This is a genomic window from Pseudomonas lundensis (genome assembly GCF_001042985.1).
In the GTDB taxonomy this organism is placed as follows: Bacteria; Pseudomonadota; Gammaproteobacteria; order Pseudomonadales; family Pseudomonadaceae; genus Aquipseudomonas; species Aquipseudomonas lundensis.
Genome location: NZ_JYKY01000003.1, coordinates 117,361 through 135,803, shown reverse-complemented (window position 1 = coordinate 135,803; position 18,443 = coordinate 117,361). Strand labels below are relative to the sequence as shown.

Annotated in this window: 18 protein-coding genes; 10 read left to right on the top strand and 8 right to left on the bottom strand. The window is 60.3% G+C overall.

Going from position 1 to position 18,443, the window contains the following annotated elements; all coding sequences use genetic code 11:
- The first annotated feature begins 5 nt into the window (after positions 1–5).
- Positions 6–2,081, top strand: a complete 2,076-nt coding sequence (recG, locus tag TU74_RS03625) for an ATP-dependent DNA helicase RecG (protein WP_047296396.1) — start codon at positions 6–8, stop codon at positions 2,079–2,081.
- Between the two features lie 78 nt (positions 2,082–2,159).
- Positions 2,160–3,560, top strand: coding sequence for an aminoacyl-tRNA deacylase and HDOD domain-containing protein (locus tag TU74_RS03620; protein WP_047279564.1), 1,401 nt, complete (start codon positions 2,160–2,162; stop codon positions 3,558–3,560).
- 48 nt (positions 3,561–3,608) lie between these two features.
- Here TU74_RS03620 and TU74_RS03615 read toward each other — a convergent pair whose 3' ends face one another.
- From TU74_RS03615 to TU74_RS03600, 4 genes are all read right to left on the bottom strand, one after another.
- The gene (locus tag TU74_RS03615) at positions 3,609–3,992 is read right to left on the bottom strand and encodes a hypothetical protein (protein ID WP_047278726.1); all 384 of its coding nucleotides are present in this window, start codon (positions 3,990–3,992) and stop codon (positions 3,609–3,611) included.
- Positions 3,993–4,199: 207 nt separating this feature from the next.
- Positions 4,200–4,475 (bottom strand): HU family DNA-binding protein, encoded by a 276-nt coding sequence (locus tag TU74_RS03610; protein ID WP_047278724.1) that lies wholly within the window; start codon positions 4,473–4,475, stop codon positions 4,200–4,202.
- A 189-nt stretch (positions 4,476–4,664) separates the two neighbouring features.
- Positions 4,665–5,813, bottom strand: coding sequence for an NAD(P)/FAD-dependent oxidoreductase (locus tag TU74_RS03605; protein ID WP_047296364.1), 1,149 nt, complete (start codon positions 5,811–5,813; stop codon positions 4,665–4,667).
- A 34-nt stretch (positions 5,814–5,847) separates the two neighbouring features.
- The gene (locus TU74_RS03600; protein ID WP_041071620.1) at positions 5,848–6,015 is read right to left on the bottom strand and encodes a rubredoxin; all 168 of its coding nucleotides are present in this window, start codon (positions 6,013–6,015) and stop codon (positions 5,848–5,850) included.
- A gap of 209 nt (positions 6,016–6,224) precedes the next feature.
- On the opposite strand from TU74_RS03600, the gene TU74_RS03595 reads away from it, so the two are divergent.
- Together TU74_RS03595 and ubiA are read left to right on the top strand one after the other, a co-directional pair.
- The gene (locus TU74_RS03595; RefSeq protein WP_164488084.1) at positions 6,225–6,779 is read left to right on the top strand and encodes a chorismate--pyruvate lyase family protein; all 555 of its coding nucleotides are present in this window, start codon (positions 6,225–6,227) and stop codon (positions 6,777–6,779) included.
- Complete coding sequence (gene ubiA / locus TU74_RS03590) at positions 6,779–7,669, top strand: 4-hydroxybenzoate octaprenyltransferase (protein ID WP_047278716.1); 891 nt, start codon at positions 6,779–6,781, stop codon at positions 7,667–7,669. The genes TU74_RS03595 and ubiA overlap by 1 nt, the downstream gene beginning before the upstream one ends.
- A gap of 18 nt (positions 7,670–7,687) precedes the next feature.
- Here the strand turns inward: ubiA and TU74_RS03585 are convergent, their stop codons facing one another.
- Both TU74_RS03585 and TU74_RS03580 read right to left on the bottom strand, forming a co-directional pair.
- Entirely contained in the window at positions 7,688–10,069 is a 2,382-nt protein-coding gene (locus TU74_RS03585; protein WP_048375150.1) for a penicillin acylase family protein, read from the bottom strand.
- 28 nt (positions 10,070–10,097) lie between these two features.
- The gene (locus tag TU74_RS03580; protein WP_048375148.1) at positions 10,098–10,682 is read right to left on the bottom strand and encodes a DUF6436 domain-containing protein; all 585 of its coding nucleotides are present in this window, start codon (positions 10,680–10,682) and stop codon (positions 10,098–10,100) included.
- 109 nt (positions 10,683–10,791) lie between these two features.
- Between TU74_RS03580 and bipL the strand changes: the two genes are divergently transcribed.
- Positions 10,792–11,739: a phospholipase BipL gene (gene bipL, locus TU74_RS03575; RefSeq protein ID WP_047296356.1), complete on the top strand. Its 948-nt coding sequence runs from the start codon at positions 10,792–10,794 to the stop codon at positions 11,737–11,739.
- Between the two features lie 9 nt (positions 11,740–11,748).
- On the opposite strand, the gene TU74_RS03570 is transcribed toward bipL, so the two are convergent.
- Positions 11,749–12,501 (bottom strand): DUF2059 domain-containing protein, encoded by a 753-nt coding sequence (locus TU74_RS03570; protein WP_047296353.1) that lies wholly within the window; start codon positions 12,499–12,501, stop codon positions 11,749–11,751.
- Between the two features lie 152 nt (positions 12,502–12,653).
- Here TU74_RS03570 and TU74_RS03565 point away from each other — a divergent pair, with 152 nt between their 5' ends.
- The 3 genes from TU74_RS03565 (at position 12,654) to TU74_RS03555 (ending at position 14,593) form a co-directional block, all read left to right on the top strand.
- Positions 12,654–13,289: a 2OG-Fe(II) oxygenase gene (locus TU74_RS03565; RefSeq protein WP_047296352.1), complete on the top strand. Its 636-nt coding sequence runs from the start codon at positions 12,654–12,656 to the stop codon at positions 13,287–13,289.
- A complete protein-coding gene (locus tag TU74_RS03560; RefSeq protein WP_047296351.1) occupies positions 13,286–13,768 on the top strand; it encodes a 2-thiouracil desulfurase family protein in 483 nt (160 codons plus the stop codon). Before TU74_RS03565 ends, TU74_RS03560 begins: the two co-directional genes overlap by 4 nt.
- 93 nt (positions 13,769–13,861) lie before the next feature.
- Positions 13,862–14,593, top strand: a complete 732-nt coding sequence (locus tag TU74_RS03555; protein WP_047278703.1) for a carbonic anhydrase — start codon at positions 13,862–13,864, stop codon at positions 14,591–14,593.
- An 88-nt stretch (positions 14,594–14,681) separates the two neighbouring features.
- On the opposite strand, the gene TU74_RS03550 is transcribed toward TU74_RS03555, so the two are convergent.
- A complete protein-coding gene (locus TU74_RS03550; protein WP_047296350.1) occupies positions 14,682–15,323 on the bottom strand; it encodes a hypothetical protein in 642 nt (213 codons plus the stop codon).
- A 331-nt stretch (positions 15,324–15,654) separates the two neighbouring features.
- Between TU74_RS03550 and coxB the strand changes: the two genes are divergently transcribed.
- Both coxB and ctaD read left to right on the top strand, forming a co-directional pair.
- Positions 15,655–16,782 (top strand): cytochrome c oxidase subunit II, encoded by a 1,128-nt coding sequence (coxB, locus tag TU74_RS03545; protein ID WP_048375147.1) that lies wholly within the window; start codon positions 15,655–15,657, stop codon positions 16,780–16,782.
- A 34-nt stretch (positions 16,783–16,816) separates the two neighbouring features.
- Positions 16,817–18,406, top strand: coding sequence for a cytochrome c oxidase subunit I (ctaD, locus tag TU74_RS03540; RefSeq protein ID WP_047278696.1), 1,590 nt, complete (start codon positions 16,817–16,819; stop codon positions 18,404–18,406).
- Positions 18,407–18,443 lie beyond the last annotated feature (37 nt).

The window sequence follows — 18,443 nt, the reverse complement described above, 5'->3', positions numbered from 1 at the left end:
CTGCCATGACCGAGTTGTCGAAGGTGTCGGTCACTGCGCTCAAGGGTGTGGGCGAGGCCATGGCCGAGAAATTGGCCAAGGTCGGGCTGGAAACCGTACAAGACGTATTGTTCCATTTGCCGCTGCGTTATCAGGACCGTACCCGCGTCGTGCCCATCGGCGCGTTGCGGCCGGGTCAGGATGCGGTGGTCGAAGGGCGGGTGATCGGCGCCGATGTGGTCATGGGCAAGCGTCGCAGTCTGCTGGTGCGTATCAATGACGGCACCGGCGGCCTGAGTCTGCGCTTCTACCACTTCAGCAATGCGCAAAAGGAAAGCCTCAAGCGCGGCACCGAAGTACGGTGTTACGGCGAAGCGCGTCCCGGCGCATCGGGGCTGGAAATCTACCACCCGGAGTACCGCGCCATCACGGGCGATGAGCCGCCTCCGGTGGACACCACCCTGACCCCGATTTACCCCACGACGGAAGGCTTGACCCAACAACGGCTGCGCCAGTTAAGCCAGCAAAGCCTGGCCATGCTGGGACCGCGCAGCCTGCCGGACTGGCTGCCGCCGGAGCTGGCCAAAGACTATCAACTGGCCCCGCTGGACGAAGCGATTCGCTATTTGCACCAGCCGCCGGCCGATGCGGATGTAGAAGAGCTTGCCCTCGGCCATCATTGGGCTCAACACCGGCTGGCTTTCGAAGAACTGCTCACCCATCAGCTCTCCCAGCAGCGGCTGCGTGAAAGCCTGCGGTCGCTGCGTGCTCCGGTTTTGCCCAAGGCCAAACAGCTGCCTGTTCAATTTTTGAACAATCTTGGGTTTTCGCCCACGGGTGCCCAGGTCCGTGTGGGCAACGAAATTGCCTACGATCTCAGTCAGCACGAGCCCATGCTACGTCTGATCCAGGGCGATGTTGGCGCCGGTAAAACGGTGGTCGCGGCCATGGCGGCGTTGCAGGCGCTGGAGGCAGGCTATCAAGTGGCATTGATGGCGCCAACGGAGATCCTCGCCGAGCAACACTTCATCAGCTTCAAACGCTGGCTGGAACCGCTGGGGCTTGAAGTGGCGTGGCTGGCGGGCAAGCTCAAGGGCAAGGCACGCGCCTCTGCGCTGGAGCAGATCGCCAATGGCGCGCCGATGGTGGTGGGCACGCACGCGTTGTTTCAGGATCAAGTGCAGTTCAAGAACCTGGCCCTGGTCATCATCGACGAGCAGCACCGTTTCGGTGTTCAGCAGCGGCTGGCCCTGCGCAATAAGGGGGCGGGCGGTGTGATATGTCCGCACCAATTGATCATGACCGCCACCCCGATCCCGCGCACGCTGGCCATGAGTGCTTACGCTGACCTCGACACGTCGATCCTCGACGAATTGCCCCCCGGCCGCACGCCCGTCAACACCGTGCTGGTGGTCGACACCCGGCGTGTCGAAGTGATCGAGCGGGTGCGCGCTGCGTGTGCCGAAGGCCGTCAGGCGTACTGGGTGTGCACCTTGATCGAAGAATCTGAAGAGCTGACCTGCCAGGCGGCAGAAACTACGTTTGAAGACCTGTCCAGCGCCTTGGGCGAGCTGCGCGTCGGCTTGATTCACGGCCGCATGAAAGCCGCAGAAAAGGCCGAAGTCATGGCGTGTTTCAAGGCCGGTGAGCTGCAATTGCTGATTGCTACCACCGTGATTGAAGTCGGGGTCGACGTGCCCAACGCCAGCCTGATGATTATCGAAAACCCCGAGCGTCTGGGCCTGTCGCAATTGCACCAGTTACGCGGCCGCGTCGGGCGTGGCAGCGCCGTCAGCCATTGCGTGCTGTTGTACCACCCGCCGCTGTCGCAAATCGGCCGTCAGCGTTTGGGCATCATGCGCGAGACCAACGATGGTTTCGTTATCGCGGAAAAAGACCTGGAGCTGCGTGGCCCCGGCGAAATGCTCGGCACCCGGCAAACAGGCCTGCTGCAATTCAAGGTCGCGGACCTGATGCGCGATGCTGACCTGCTGCCTGCGGTGCGTGATGCCGCGCAAGCCCTCCTGGAGCGTTGGCCAACCCATGTCAGTCCGTTGCTGGACCGATGGTTGCGGCATGGCCAGCAATACGGGCAAGTCTAAAGCGCGTTCAGTAAATAGATCAGCGGCCGATTAACTGCCTAATAACCACATTCGAGTTGTAAGAACCGGACACACATCATGACTGAAGTCGCCAGCGCCCCAACCTCCCCGAGCACACCCTCCGTTATCCGGGAATTGCTCGGCGAGTTGGCCATCCCATACCGGGAAGTCATTGACCACCCCGGCCTGAATCCCGCCCGCAAGGTCCAAGCCGCACTGCTCGATGATTCGGTCGGTGCACTCATGGTGCTGTTCCCGCAGAGCCATTTGCTCGACCTCAACCGTTTGGCGGAACTGACCGGTCGGCGCATGACGGCTGTGGCTCCGGCCGCGCTGGAACGCATGCTCGGCAAACACGAACTGACGTTGTTGCCGGGGTTGCCGGCGCTCACCAGTTCGCCTTGTCTGTATGAAGAGCAACTGCTGCAACAGCCGCTGCTGCTGATTAATGCCGGGGAGTCGGGCCTGTTGCTGGAGATCTCGCAAGAGGACTTCAAAAGCATGCTGACCAAAGCCAGCGCGGGCCGTTTTGCCGAACCGCTGGCGGGGATCAAACTCAACCTTGATCGGCCCGATGACGACAGCGAAGCCATCACTGAGGCGGTGCATGCGTTTACGGCGCGCCGCATCCAGCAGCGGCTGGAAGCCACCATCGAGATTCCACCGCTGGCCGAAACCGCACGCAAAATCATCCGCTTGCGCGTCGATCCCAACGCCACCATCGACGACATCACCGGGGTTGTCGAAACCGACCCGGCGCTGGCGGCTCAAGTAATGAGCTGGGCGGCGTCGCCGTACTACGCGTCGCCGGGCAAGATTCGCTCCGTAGAAGATGCCATCGTGCGGGTACTGGGTTTTGACCTGGTGATTAATCTGGCGTTAGGTCTGGCCTTGGGCAAAACCCTGAGCTTGCCCAAGGACCATCCGCAATCGAGCACGCCTTACTGGCAGCAGTCGATTTACACGGCGGCGGTCATTGAAGGGTTGACCCGCGCCATGCCCCGGGCCGGCCGCCCTGAAACCGGTCTGACCTATCTGGCGGGTTTGCTGCACAACTTCGGTTATCTGCTGTTGGCGCACGTGTTTCCGCCACACTTTTCGCTGATTTGCCGGCATCTGGAAGTGAACCCTCACGTCAGCCACAGCCTTGTCGAACACCATTTGCTGGGCATTACGCGCGAGCAAATCGGCGCCTGGCTGATGCGTTACTGGGACATGCCTGACGAGTTGGCGACCGCGCTGCGCTTCCAGCACGACCCGCATTACACCGGGGAACATGCCCAGTATCCGAATCTGGTGTGTGTGGCCGTTGGCCTGTTGCGTAGCCGAAGCATCGGTCACGGGCCTTATGAGCCGCTGCCGGACGCGTTGTTTGAAAGCCTTGGCGTGACGCGCGAGAAAGCCGAAGACGTGGTCAGCAAAGTGCTGGAGGCTGAGGTGCTGCTGCGTGAGCTGGCAGCGCAGTTCAGTCAGGCGTAAAGCCGCCACGCCACTCAATGCCCTCTCCCGGCGGGAGAGGGTCAGGATTCACTGGGCTTTTGGTTTTTTGCGCGGTTTGAGGTATTTGGTCAGGCCCTGAAACCAGATCACCTGTGCCGGATTACCCTTGATCTGAATCGATTTGTCCTGAATCCCGGTCATGAATGCCAATTGCTTGTTCTTGGCCTGCAGGGTCGCAAACCCGTACGCCGCATCCTTGAACGCAATCGCAAAAGCCGGTTCCGGGTACAGCCCGGCGTGGCTGGTGATGCGTTGGTTTTTGACCTTGAAGTGACGGGCAACCTTGCCATCGAGGGTTTGCAGCTGGAACACCAGATCCTTGTCCACCAGTTGCTGCTGGAACGCGGGGTTTTTACGGCTGGCCTTGCTCATCAGGAAGCCCAGCATCCAGAGCAAAAAACGAAATTTCATCTACGCGGCCTCAGGGAAAAATAAATGGCCGGCGCAGTGTAGCGATTTGCTCAGGGAACGCCATATATCTGTAGGGATAGGCGTAGATAGGCGAGATTTTGCCACTTATGGCCGCACGATTGTCTCATTGTCTATCAAGAATGGGCGACTGGCCGGGCCAGCGTGCCCATTCTTCATGGCCAGGTGCAGCTAATGGCCGGGCGAAGACTAAGGGTTGACGCTGTCTTTCAGGAATTTGCCAGGCTTGAATGCAACCGTGTTGCTGGCTTTGATCGTGACCGGCTGGCCCGTTTGCGGGTTTTGACCGGTACGGGCGCCGCGATGGCGCTGCAGGAACGTACCGAAACCGACCAGCGTGACGGTGTCTTTGCGATGCAGGGCGCCGGTGATTTCTTCCAGTACCGCATTCAGGACACGGTTGGCTTGTTCTTTGGTGAGGTCAGCCTTTTCAGCGATGGCGGCGGCGAGATCTGGTTTACGCATGATGAAGCCTCTTTGACGGTTTTTTGTTGTTATGTCCGTGCTGCTCTCTGTGGAGCAACGCCTAAGGCGCCGCAGGCTCTACGCTGCGGCAGACCGGTGTGAGAATGGCATGCGGCCAAAGCCGACGCCAGCATCGATCCGGCCTTTGTTGCCCCAAGGCAAAGGCATATGCGACAGAATTCGCAGCATTTACGCCAAAAGCGCAGGCAGCTCTTTGTTGAGCGCCAATTTCTCGCGAACGGCTTCGCCTGTCAGTGCATAGCCCAGCAATTTGCCATCAGCATCGCGGCACAGCGCCTTGATATCAGCGCCAGCGCCTTCAACCGACCACACGCCTTCGCAGCCACGGGGTACAGGCGAGACCACCAAGGGGCACACCGGCGTTTTGACGGTGATCGGCATGGCGCCGTAGCTGACGGCCGTCGGGTTGCCCGCCAGGGTTTGTGCGAGCGCGCGGGCGCAGCTCATCAACGGCATCACGTACAGCAAGCTCAGGCCTTCCACCTCGGCGCAGTCCCCGAGCGCGAAAATGTTGGCGTGGGAGGTTTTGAGCAGGCGATCCACTTCGATCCCGCGATTGACCCGAATCCCGGCAGCCGCCGCCAAGTCGATGCGCGGGCGCAAACCGATGGCGGACACCACCACGTCGCACGAGATGACGCTGCCGTCGGACAGCTGTGCGTGCAGCCCGTCCTCAGTCCGTTGCAGGCGGGTCAGCACCGGCCCGAGGTGAAAGCGTGCGCCGAGCCCTTCGAGGGCTGTTTTCACCGCCGTGGCGGCAGCCGGGTGCAGCAGGGTGGGCATGATTTGTTCGCACGGGGCGACCAGGTCCACTTCATAGCCGCCAGCGATCAGGTCATTGGCAAATTCGCAGCCAATCAGACCGGCGCCCAATATCAGCACACGGCGCTTGCCCGCAGCCGCGGCGCGAAAGCGTGCGTAGTCTTCCAGATCGTTGATCGGGAAAATCGCGTCCTGAGCGTCACCTTCTACCGGCACCTGCACCGTCTGCGCGCCCCACGCCAGAATCAGGTCGCGATACGGGACGGCTTCTTCACCGATCCACAATTGTTTATGGCCGGGGTCGATGCCGCTGATGCGCGTATGGGTGCGCACTTGGGCCTTGAGTTGCTCGGCCATCGCGCCCGGCATGGCCATGCTCAGGCCGTCGGCTTCTTTGTTTTTGCCAAAACCGGTGGAGAGCATGGGCTTGGAGTAGGAGCGCCCGTCATCGGCCGTGATTAACAACAGTGGGGTTTCGCTGTCCAGTTTGCGAAACTCCCGAGCCAGGTTGTAGCCGGCCAGCCCGGTGCCCACGATCACGACAGGTGCGTTCATTCCATTCTCCATAGGGGTCAAACTCAAAAAAGGATCAGTTGATTTCGATCATCTCGAAATCCAGTTTGCCGACGCCGCAGTCCGGGCACAGCCAGTCTTCGGGCACGTCTTGCCACAGGGTGCCGGGCGCAATGCCGTCATCCGGCCAGCCATCGGCTTCGTTATAAATCAGTCCACAGACGATGCATTGCCACTTTTTCATGGGGATTTCCTCGGGTTCAGGCTTAGACAAGCCCACGGTTTCTTAACAACGGCACGTGGTGCTAGGTGAAATCAGGGCGTTTTGTACTGATCGCACGCCGCAGATGCAAGCCTGATGACGACCAATCGGTACTCAAGCGCTCAGGGCAAGGGCAGCGTGATAAGCTCGGCGCCCTCAATGGCTGCCAATTATGACCGACTGTGCCGCACATGACTTCCCCGTTGATCTCCCCCGTCTGGCTTGAGCAAAGTCAGCTTGGCGCCCTGCCCGACGCCCTCACCCTCGACTGGTTGTTCGATGAAGGCTCCCTGACCCGCCGCCTCACTGCTGTGTCGAATGACCACTTCAGCGTGTCGCCACTGTTTGAAGGCTGGCAAACCCTGCGCGAGGACGAATGCCGCGTCCTGGAGTTGCCCGCTGGCAGTCTGGGCTGGGTGCGTGAAGTGTGTTTACGCGGGCATCAGGTGCCGTGGGTGTTTGCCCGCAGTGTGGCGTCCAAGTCCGCCCTTGAAGCGGGTGGTTTGAATATGGACGCGCTGGGCACGCGTTCGCTGGGCGAGTTGTTGTTCAGCGATCAGGCGTTCGAGCGTGGCCCGTTGCAGGTGTGCCGCTACCCTCGGGACTGGTTGCCGGACGCCGACCGCACCGACAACCTGTGGGCGCGGCGCTCACGTTTTATGCGCGGGTCGTTGAGTGTGCTGGTGGCTGAAGTGTTTTTACCCAACCTGTGGGCCGCAGTGAGTGCCCGGCCGGAGACCAACTGATGTACGTGCGTTTGCTCAAATCTCTCAATCGCCTGAACCCCCGCGCATGGGACTTCATCCAGCTGACGCGCATGGACAAACCCATCGGCATTTACCTGCTGTTGTGGCCCACCCTGTGGGCGCTGTGGATTGCCGCTAAAGGGGTGCCCTCCCTGAGCAACCTGCTGATTTTCGTCTTCGGCGTTATCCTGACCCGGGCCGGTGGCTGCGTGATTAACGACTTTGCAGACCGCAAGGTCGACGGCCACGTCAAACGCACTGAACAACGCCCTTTGGTGAGCGGAAAAATCAGCAGTAAAGAAGCATTGGTGTTTTTTGCCCTGCTCATGGGGGTCAGCTTCCTGCTGGTGCTGTGCACCAATGCGACCACCATCTGGCTGTCCTTCGGGGGCCTGGCATTGGCGGCCAGCTACCCGTTCATGAAGCGCTACACCTATTACCCGCAAGTGGTGCTCGGTGCTGCGTTCTCGTGGGGCATGCCGATGGCGTTCACGGCCGAAACCGGCAGCCTGCCTGCGGCGGCCTGGTTGCTGTACATCGCCAATCTGCTCTGGACCGTGGCCTACGACACCTACTACGCCATGACTGACCGTGAAGACGACCTGAAAATCGGTGTCAAATCCACCGCCATCCTGTTCGGTGATGCGGATCGCGTGATCAACCTCAGCCTGCAAGGCCTGGCGCTGGGTTGCTTGTGGCTGGCCGGGACGCATTTTGAGTTGGGCGGCTGGTTCCACCTGGGTCTGCTGGTGGCTGCGGGCTGCTTCGTGTGGGAGTTCTGGTACACCCGCGACCGCGATCCGCAGCGTTGCTTCAAGGCCTTCTTGCACAACCACTGGGCCGGGTTGGCAATCTTCGTCGGCATCGTCCTCAACTACGCCCTGGCCTGACCCTGGTCAGATCAGCGCTTACGGCTGGGGCATCAAGCGCAAGGTGCTACGGGTGTTGAGCTGCACATCGGCTTCTTCCAGGTACGGTTTGTCGTACTGGCCTTCAATGTAGCTTTGCGCCTGATCCTTATAGTGCTTGTCGAACGGCACCCCGCTCTGGCCCACCGGGTTGATGGTCAGGGTGTGGGTCGGGTCTGCGAAATCGATCAAACGCCGCGTGGACGGGCCGTAACTCACCGGCCACGGCGCCGGCCCGAGTTTGGCCGACAGGTTATTGGGCACTTCATGGCTCCCCGGCGCGTCGAACGGGCCGACGTTGAGCAGCCAGTCCAGCGGCTTCTGTTTGCCCAGCGGGTGTTCTTGGGTCAGCGTGTGCGCCCGTCCCCACTGCCAGTGCGCGGGATCGTCCCCCAAGGTGGCTTTGAGCGCAGTGATGCTGTTTTGCCAGGCGACCAGCACCGTGTCGGCCCGCGACTCTTTGGCCAGTGTGTGGCGATTGTCCCACCACGGCGATGCCGGATTGGCAATCAGGCGAGGTAGCGCTTCATCCACCAACCGGGTGGTCAGCAGAATGTCGAAGAAGGCATCGCCCAACTCATCCTGCATCGCGGCATCGGCCAGGCTGAACAGCAATTGATTGAACAGCGTGGCACTGGTGGACTCCAGCGGGTAGTCGCCTTGCCACTGCGCCAGTTGCTCCACCAGTTTGAGTTCGGCCGGGTCGCTCACCACCTTGCGCAGTACCGGCAGCAGGGCGGTGAGCACGCGCGGCCCATAACCTGTGGTGGTGCCCAGTTGCAGCGCCTGACTGTTTTTCAGGTTCCACTTCACACCGGGGGCGCTTAGCTGTCGATCGAGCTGCTGGCCGCGGTCCGCCAGGTTGTAATAGCCCGCAATCTCAATGCCGGCGGGTGAGACCGGCTGGAAGTTGGCCGACACGATATAGCCACGTGGCGGGTTCACTTCCTGCGGGTTGGCGCTGAACGGGTAAAACCCGGGCTTGTCGGCCTGCGCGGTGCTGCCATCCAGAATGAACGCCGGGTTCACCCCGGCCGCACGTTTGGGCAATTGCGCGGCGGCCCACCAGCCGATGTTGCCTGAGGCATTGGCCCAGACCACATTGAGCCCCGGCGAGTGGATGTACGTCGCGGCCTGACGCGCTTTGCTGACCGTGTCCGCGCGGTTGAGCCGGTAAAAACCTTCCAGAATCGGGTTTTTGGTTTCCAGAAAGCCCCACCACATGGCGATGGGCGTATTGCCAGCGATGCCACCCAGCACGTCGTTGATGATCGGCCCGTGTGGCGACTGACGCAGTACCAGCGTCACGGGGGCCTGGCCCTTGACGGCAATTTCCTGTTCGGTGCGGGTCATGTCGACCCATTGGCCCTGATACCAGACCTGATTCGGGTTGGCAGGGTTGGTCTTCTCGGCAATCAAGTCCAAGTCATCGTTCTGGAACATCGTCAGGCTCCAGCCGAACGCGCGGTTGTTGCCCAGAAACGCGAACGGCACCAGCGCCTGGTGATAGCCGTACAGGTCAAAATCAGGGGCCGACAGCTGCGCTTCGTACCACACCGACGGCACTGAAAAGCGGATGTGCGGATCGCCCGCCAGCAGCGGCTTACCGCTTTGCGTGCGTCTGCCTGACACGACCCAGGCATTGCTGCCTTCAAATTGCGGCAACCCGGCCTGACTCAAGGCGCTATCGCTGAGCTGCGCCAGTGCGCCGAGGGATTTCCAGTCATTGGCCGCCAGCGTCGGGGGCAAGACCCCTTTGGGTTGCCAGTCGAGGTCAAAGACCTTCAAGTAATCGCTGCCCAGTTGATCGCGCACATAGGTCAGAAGCGGCTCGGTACGGAAAGCGGCCGCAAAGCTGTAGGCCATATAACCGGAGACGCTGATGGTGTCTTCGGCAGTAAACGCGCGGGGCGTGATGCCCAGCAGATCGAACTCCACGGGTGTGGCGTGGGTGGCCTGGTATTGATTAATACCGTCCAGATACGCTTGCAGCGCCTGCCAGGCGGGCGATTGTTGATCCAGTTCACTGACATAACTGGCCGCTCGCTCGCGAATGCGCAGGCTGCGAAACAGTTTGTCGGTGTCCACTAGTTTAGGGCCCAACACTTCAGCCAGTTCACCCCGGGCCAGGCGGCGCATGATTTCCATCTGGAACAGCCGATCCTGTGCCTGCACATACCCCAGCGCCCGGTACATATCCAGCTGATTGCCCGCGCGGATGTGCGGCACGCCGCGCTCGTCGTAACGCACGGTGACGGGCTCTTGCAGTGTGGGCAGCTCAACCTGCCCCTGACGCGTGGGCAATTTGCTCTGCACGTACCAGACACCACCCCCGGCCACGGAGGCGACGATAAGGGCGATGACAGTCAGGCTACGTTTCATGGGCGAGCTCCTGTTCGTTAAAACGCCATCACGGGGCGACGTGATCGGCCTGCCACGGGCAATAACAGCCCACAGCCATGGTGTGCGTGGCTTTTACCGGACGACCGGTGCTCAGCGCTTGCAGGATCGGCTCGATAAAACTGTTGCTGGCGTTACAGGTGGCCCCTTCGCTGTAAGGACCGAAGTACGCCAGTTGACCACTGTGGTCCCAGATGGCGACGGCAGGGCTGGCGCTCACGTGTTCGGCGCCGGGCAGTTGGGCGAGGGGTTTGATCGCGCCGAGGCTCTCGGGCAGTTGGCCTTGAGTGCCTGATTTTTGCACCGCATAAAACTCAATGCCCAGTGGCACGTAATGCGCCAACAGTTCGCTCAAGTGCTGCTGATTGCCGACATTGCACGGGCAGGCCGGGTCCCAGAAATGCACCACGCGGATCGGGCCCGGCCCGGACAGCTCGGCGGGCAGGCTCAGCACATCCCCGGCGAACAGCGCGGTCTGCTCACTGAAGGGACGAATGTACTGGCCTTGAAACCAGTCATAAGCGGCCCATAATCCGGCCGCACAGACACCGATCAGCACGCAGGCAAGCAGGGTTTTGAAAGTGGGCACAGGCATCAAATTAGGTCCTCGAAGGCCGCGTAGCTTGCCATGCTTGACCTGACAGAAGAATATCGACGGTCTATAAAGCCTGTTTTGCGCACACGCGCCCTGCCTGGAACCCCTTATGCCTGCCCCGTTTTCCCCCGATACCTTGCGCGCCAGTTTGCAGCCCTTGGCCGCAGAGGGCCCGATATCGAGTGAGGGGTTGGCGTACCAACGGTTTTACGGGCTGGACTTCCCTCTTCGCGCCACGCCCGTGAAGCGGCAACTGGGGCGCTACAGTGCGGCGGGCTACGACCTGGTCAGCCAAGTGTGGTGGCCGGAGGCTGCGCCAGTGGGCACGCTATTCGTGATACACGGTTTTTACGACCACATGGGGTTGTACCGCCACATCATTGAATGGGGGCTCAATCGGGGTTTTGCGGTCATTGCCTGCGACTTGCCGGGGCACGGCCTGTCCAGTGGCGAGCGGGCCAGCATCGGGGATTTTTATCAGTATCAGGAAGCCTTGCAGGGCCTGTTCATTGAGGCGCAATCACTGTCGCTGCCTCAGCCGTGGCACCTGTACGGGCAAAGCACCGGCGGCGCGATCGTGCTGGATCATGTGTTGCGGCAGGGCGACAGCAGCCCGGCACAAGGGCAGGCGATATTGATGGCCCCGTTGGTACGGCCCAAGGACTGGCATTGGTCCAAATTCAGCTATTACCTGCTGCGGCCGTTCGTCAAAGGCATTGCCCGGCGTTTCAGTGAAAACACCAATAACCCTGATTTCATGCCGTTTTTGCAGGCCGATCCGTTGCAGCCGCTGCGTTTACCGACCGCCTGGGTCGGTGCGCTGGCCCGCTGGATCCCGCGCATTGAAGGCGCAACACCCAGCGCGCGTCAGCCGCTGATCATTCAGGGCGACGCGGACAAAACAGTGGATTGGCGACACAACCTGCAGGTGCTCAAAAGCAAATTCCATCAGCCGCACGTGTTGTTGCTACCCGGCGCCCGCCATCATTTGGCCAATGAAACGGATGACATACGCGATCGCTATTTCGCGTTTCTGGACCAGCACTTCGACGCGTAACCCGTAAGGTTACGGCGCCAGATTTGAGGTGCTCTGCCCGACCGCCAGCCCGGCGCGCACGGCGCTCAAGGCGGCCTGGTAATACGCTTTGCCTTCCGGCGACTCTGCAAAAGTGACGAATTCTTCGAGCTCGGGATCGGACAAGTCGCGGTACACATAGAGCAACGTGTTATCCAGCTCGCCGCCGATCTGCTCCATCAGCCGCTGGCGCTGACCGTTGAGCATGCCTTGGGCCTGACCGCCGCCGAGCAGTCCCGGGATCATCGAGCTCAGGCTGTCTGCCGCCACGCCCGCAATCGCGAGGCTGACTTCCGCCCCTGCTTCGCGCGCCGGCAAGGCGTTGGACAAATGATTAATCAACAATTGGCGGGTGGCGCTGGCTTCGATGCGCGGCAAACCTTGGGCGTGCTGGGCCAACTGGTCGCGACGCGTGGCCAGCAGCTCGGCCGCGACAATCTTGCGCCCCAGCTCGGACTGGAAAAAAGCCAGTGCCGGGGCCGGTTCGGGCAGATGCTTGCGCATCTGATCCTTGGCGCGGGTGTCCATGGCTTGCGGGTCGAAACGCTGACTGCTGTTGTTGACCAGGGCTTGATACACAGCGGGCGGCAAATTGCTGCGATAGCGTTCTTGGGCTGCCGTCAGCGCGTCATTGAAATGCGCCCGTTGATCCGACCAGCCAGCGACCTTGTACAAATCATCCAGGCTGTCTGACCATGCGGGTAATGAACAAAAAATAAGCAACGATAAAACCAAGCGGCGCATGAAGGACTCCTGTCAACAAGTCGCTATTGTCCGGGTGTGGCGTAGGACTTGTCGAGAATTCGTCTGGTCCAAAGGGCTTTTAAAGTGCGAGCGGTATTTTTTCGTGGAACACCGCTATATGGCTCTGTCAGATTTTGAGGCGTATGGATACTATGCGCGCCATGCACATATCCTCTGATCACCCGCTATTACTGCGCATTGTCGACGACCTGTACGCACAGGGATGGTCACAGCAAAACATCTTCCTGCCCGAGGCTTTGACCCTTGAGTTGGCGGCTGAGTGCCGCAAACGTTCGGCCGAAGGGGAACTGACCCCGGCTGCGGTCGGGCGCGGGCTGAATCAGGAGGTCCGCGAGGGGATCCGCGGGGACCACATTCAATGGCTGGAGCCCGGAGAAGCGCTGGCCTGTGACAGTTATCTCGGCTTGATGGAAAGCCTGCGAGTCGCCATGAACCGCAGGCTTTTTTTGGGCCTGGAGGACTTCGAAAGCCACTTCGCGATGTACCCGCCCGGCGCGTTTTACCTCAAGCATCTGGACCGTTTTCGCGATGACGACCGGCGCATGGTGTCGGCCGTGGTGTACCTCAATCAGGCGTGGTTGCCCGAGCATGGTGGACACCTGCGCATGTACCTCAATGACCGCGGCGAATACGATGTGCTGCCGACGGGCGGTTGTCTGGTGGTGTTCCTGTCGGGTGAAGTTCCGCATGAAGTGATGCCCGCGACCCGTGACCGCTTGTCATTGACGGGCTGGTTCCGGCGTCGTCCCACAGAGATCGTGCTGTGAAGTCCAAAGTGCTGGTCAGCCGCTGCTTGCTGGGGCATCGCGTGCGGTATGACGCAGGCGCCAGCGGCCCGTATCCGCAACTGCTGGAGTGGCAAGCGCAAGGCCGGGTGATTGCACTTTGTCCTGAGGTCGCGGGCGGTTTGCCCACGCCGCGCGCGGCGGCCGAAATTCCCGGAGGCCAGGGCATTGAAGTCCTCAGCGGCAAGGTTGCGGTGATAACGACAGACGGCGACGATGTCACCGAGGCCTTTGTATCGGGCGCCCGGCAAGCGCTGGCACTGGTGCAAAAACACGGCATCCGCGTGGCGATTCTCAAGGCCAACAGCCCTTCATGCGGCAACCGGCTAACCTACGATGGCAGTTTCAGCGCAACCAAAGTGGCCGGTCAGGGCGTGACGGCCGCGCTACTGAGTGAGGCTGGCGTGCAAGTGTTCAGTGAACTCGAACTCGATGATGCGGCCAAAGCGCTGGAACAATGACCCGCAATCGTCGGGGCCATGCGCCGGTTTGGCGTAGAGCCCCGATTTGAGTTCAGGTAACATCCGGTGCCACTTTGCCTTGGGGAATACGCGATGAGTGATAAACAAAAACCGCAGCCTGCTGCTTCGGCCACTGGCCCTTCACCCGCTGAAAGCGCCGACGCAGCCTTGCACCATATCGTTGATGGCTTTTTGCATTTCCATCACGAAATTTTTCCTGAACAAGAAGCCTTCTTTAAAAAGCTCGCCACCGCACAACGTCCGCGGGCAATGTTCATTGCCTGTGCGGATTCGCGGATCGTGCCTGAATTGATTACCCAAAGCGCGCCGGGCGATCTGTTTGTGACCCGTAACGTGGGCAACGTTGTTCCGCCGTACGGTCAGATGAACGGTGGTGTTTCAACCGCCATCGAATACGCCGTTCTGGCCTTGGGTGTGCAGCACATCATTATTTGCGGCCACTCGGACTGTGGCGCGATGCGCGCGGTGCTGAACCCGGCCAGTTTGAAAAAAATGCCGACGGTACGCGCCTGGTTGCATCACGTGGAAGTCGCTAAAACCATGGTGCAGGACAACTGCAACTGCGCCAATGAAGCCGAAAGCATGCACGTACTGACCGAAGAAAACGTCATCGCTCAGTTGCAGCATTTGCGCACGCACCCGTCAGTGGCTTCGCGCATGGCCAGCGGGCATTTGTTCATTCATGGCTGGGTGTATGACATCGAAACCAGCCAGATCAAAGCGTATGACGCCGATAAAGGCGCTTTCCTGCCGCTCGACGGGACCAACCCGATCCCGAGTGCAACGCCCAAGGCGCGGTTCTAACCGTTGCCCAGCGTCGCCGCCGAACACCAGAGGCTGATTCGGCGGCGGCGCCGTCGCACGTCATTGAGCCCGTGCGACAGGTGTCAGCTTACAAATTCAAACCGACACCCAACTGTTTGGACAGGCACGGCCAGCGCTTCCAGGCAGCGCCGGTGTCCGGGCTGGTGAGTTTGTCGCGGTAGGCTTCCACCGATTCCAGCGTGAAACATTCGTCGTCCAGCATGCAATCAACCGCGTGGTGAACCACTTCATCCAACTGATTGGCAAAGGTTTCACCAATCAAGTGGTGGGCGATTACATTGGCCACCGTGGTGTCCAGCGGGATCAGCGGCTGGTTGAAATGCTTGATATAGAGGTCGTTGACCTCTTCCACCAGGCGGTGGGCCAGATACGCTTCATCCAGCAAACCTTCCAGACCGACGTGTCCGTTCATCACGGCTGGCGGCTGAACGAAAAACTGTTCGGCAATTTTCAGCACCGGCGTGATCTGCGACTCGATGCCCGCTTCGCGCGCGACTTCATTGGCCGCCTCCAGCAAGTCAGGCACTTGATCGATGTAGGCGCTGACAAAACGGGTCATCACCAGATTTTTAGGGTGGTCTTCTTCAGGCACACGGATGGCGGTGTGAAGGTGCGGCAGTTTGGTTTCCAGTTGGCGAGCGAGCAGGCCCGTATCGGCCTCATGTTCTTGGGCACACAAGATCTGCTCGCGGATGGCGGCGGTGTTCATGGGAACTCCAGGGAGACACTAGACAGGGAATATCGTTGAAAAATGGCCCCGTGAATCAGAGGGCCTTTTTCAGAGGGCGCGTATTGTTATTCATTTTGTGAGCGGGCAGTGAGTGCCATTTGTCGTTGGGGTCAGTTTTTTACAGTTTTCAGCCAGCGCGTTGCGGGGTTGAAGGCGCTGGCTATACTCGATTTTGTAAACGTTTTCTGATGATGCCCGACTGCCTGAGCAGGCGAGGCTCGGCGGTCAAGGTTCACTGGTTTGAAAACCGCCCCCTTGTAACGCAGGTATAGACCGGCGCAATAACAAGAAAAATAAAGGGGAACCCGCAATGAAGCGACATCCAAACCTATGGATGGGCCTGCTGTTGTGGTCCGTTTTCAGCCAGGCGCAGGCCGCCTGGACCGTGAACATGACGCCCGGCGCGAATGAGGTCAGCCAGGCGGTCTTCAACCTGCACATGACCATTTTCTGGATCTGTGTGGTGATCGGCCTCATCGTGTTTGGCGCCATGTTCTGGTCAATGATCGTTCACCGGCGTTCCACGGGCCAGCAAGCAGCCAAGTTCCACGAGAGCACCACGGTTGAAATCCTCTGGACGGTCGTGCCCTTTCTTATCCTTGTGGCGATGGCGGTGCCCGCCACCAAAACCCTGATCAACATCTACGACAGCAGTGATTCGGATGTCGATATCCAGGTCACGGGCTATCAGTGGAAATGGCATTACAAATACCTGGGTCAAGACGTCGAGTTCTTCAGCAACCTGGCCACCCCCGCCGATCAAATCCATAACAAAGCCCCCAAGGACGAACATTACCTGCTCGAAGTCGATGAGCCGCTGGTGCTGCCGATTGGCGCCAAAGTGCGCTTTCTGGTGACCTCGGCCGACGTCATCCACTCGTGGTGGGTGCCCGCGTTCGCGGTCAAGCGCGACGCCATTCCGGGGTTTATCAACGAGGCCTGGACCCGCGTTGAAAAGCCCGGCGTTTATCGGGGGCAATGCGCCGAGTTGTGCGGCAAGGACCATGGCTTCATGCCGATTGTGGTGGATGTCAAAACCCGGCCTGACTACGACGCCTGGCTGGCCGAACGCAAAGCACAGGCTGCGCAGCTTAAAGAACTGACCAGCAAGGAGTGGACTCTCGACGAGTTGGTCGCTCGGGGTGACAAGGTCTACCACACCGCTTGCGTCGCCTGTCACCAGGCCGAAGGCCAAGGGTTGCCGCCGATGTTCCCGGCGCTCAAGGGCTCTTCGATTGCCACCGGCCCCGCCGCCGATCACCTGCATCGCGTGTATTTCGGCAAGCCGGGCACGGCCATGGCCGCCTTCGGCAAGCAACTGTCGGAAGTCGACATCGCGGCGGTGGTGACGTACGAACGCAACGCGTGGGGCAACAACAAGGGCGACATGGTCACCCCCAAAGACGTGCTCGCGCTGAAACAGGCGCAAGGCAAATGAGCCGCTCATTGATGTGCGCGCAAGGAGTCAGGACATGAGTGCTGTTATCGACGACCACGGGCACGCGGACGACCACGCTCACGGCCCGGCCAAAGGCTTGATGCGCTGGGTGCTGACCACCAACCACAAAGACATCGGCACCCTGTACCTGTGGTTCAGTTTCTGCATGTTTTTGCTCGGTGGCTCATTCGCGATGGTCATCCGTGCCGAACTGTTCCAGCCGGGCTTACAGATCGTCGAGCCGGCGTTCTTTAACCAGATGACCACCCTGCACGGCCTGATCATGGTATTTGGCGCGGTGATGCCCGCGTTCGTCGGGTTGGCCAACTGGATGATTCCGCTGATGATCGGCGCGCCCGACATGGCCTTGCCGCGCATGAACAACTTCAGTTTCTGGCTGCTGCCGGCGGCGTTTCTGATGCTGGTGTCGACCTTGTTCATGGCCGGGGGCGGGCCGAATTTTGGCTGGACCTTCTACGCCCCCTTGTCCACCACTTATGCACCCGAGAGCGTGACGTACTTCATCTTTGCCATCCATCTGATGGGCATCAGTTCGATCATGGGCGCGATCAACGTGATCGCCACCATCCTTAACCTGCGTGCGCCCGGCATGACGTTGATGAAAATGCCGCTGTTTGTCTGGACCTGGCTGATTACCGCGTTCCTGCTGATCGCCGTGATGCCGGTGCTGGCAGGCGTGGTCACCATGATGTTGATGGACATCCATTTCGGCACCAGCTTTTTCAGCGCGGCCGGCGGCGGGGACCCGGTGCTGTTCCAGCATGTGTTCTGGTTCTTCGGTCATCCCGAGGTGTACATCATGATCCTGCCGGCCTTCGGCGCGATCAGTGCCATCATCCCGACCTTCTCGCGCAAACCGCTGTTCGGTTACACCTCAATGGTCTACGCCACGGCCAGCATCGCCTTCCTGTCCTTCATCGTCTGGGCGCACCACATGTTTGTGGTGGGCATTCCGCTGGTGGGCGAGTTGTTCTTCATGTACGCCACGTTGCTGATCGCCGTGCCCACCGGGGTCAAAGTCTTCAACTGGGCCAGCACCATGTGGCAAGGCTCGCTGACGTTCGAGACGCCGATGCTGTTTGCCGTGGCGTTTGTGATTCTGTTCACCATCGGCGGGTTTTCCGGGCTGATGCTGGCCATTGCCCCGGCGGACTTCCAGTACCACGACACCTATTTCGTGGTGGCGCACTTCCACTACGTGCTGGTGCCGGGCGCCATCTTCGGCATTTTCGCCTCGACCTATTACTGGTTGCCGAAGTGGACCGGGCATATGTACGACGAAACCCTCGGCAGGCTGCATTTTTGGCTGTCCTTCGTGGGCATGAACCTGACGTTCTTCCCGATGCACTTCGTGGGACTGGCCGGTATGCCGCGTCGGATTCCTGACTACAACCTGCAATTTGCCGACTTCAACATGGTGTCGTCGATCGGTGGGTTCATGTTTGGCGCTACGCAGTTGCTGTTCCTGTTCATCGTCATCAAGTGCATTCGCGGCGGGCCCAAAGCGCCTGCCAAACCGTGGGACGGTGCCGAAGGTCTGGAATGGAGCGTGCCTTCGCCCGCGCCGTATCACACCTTTACGACTCCCCCTGAAATCAAGTGAGCCGGTGCCCTCACCCCAACCCTCTTCGGGAGGGCCG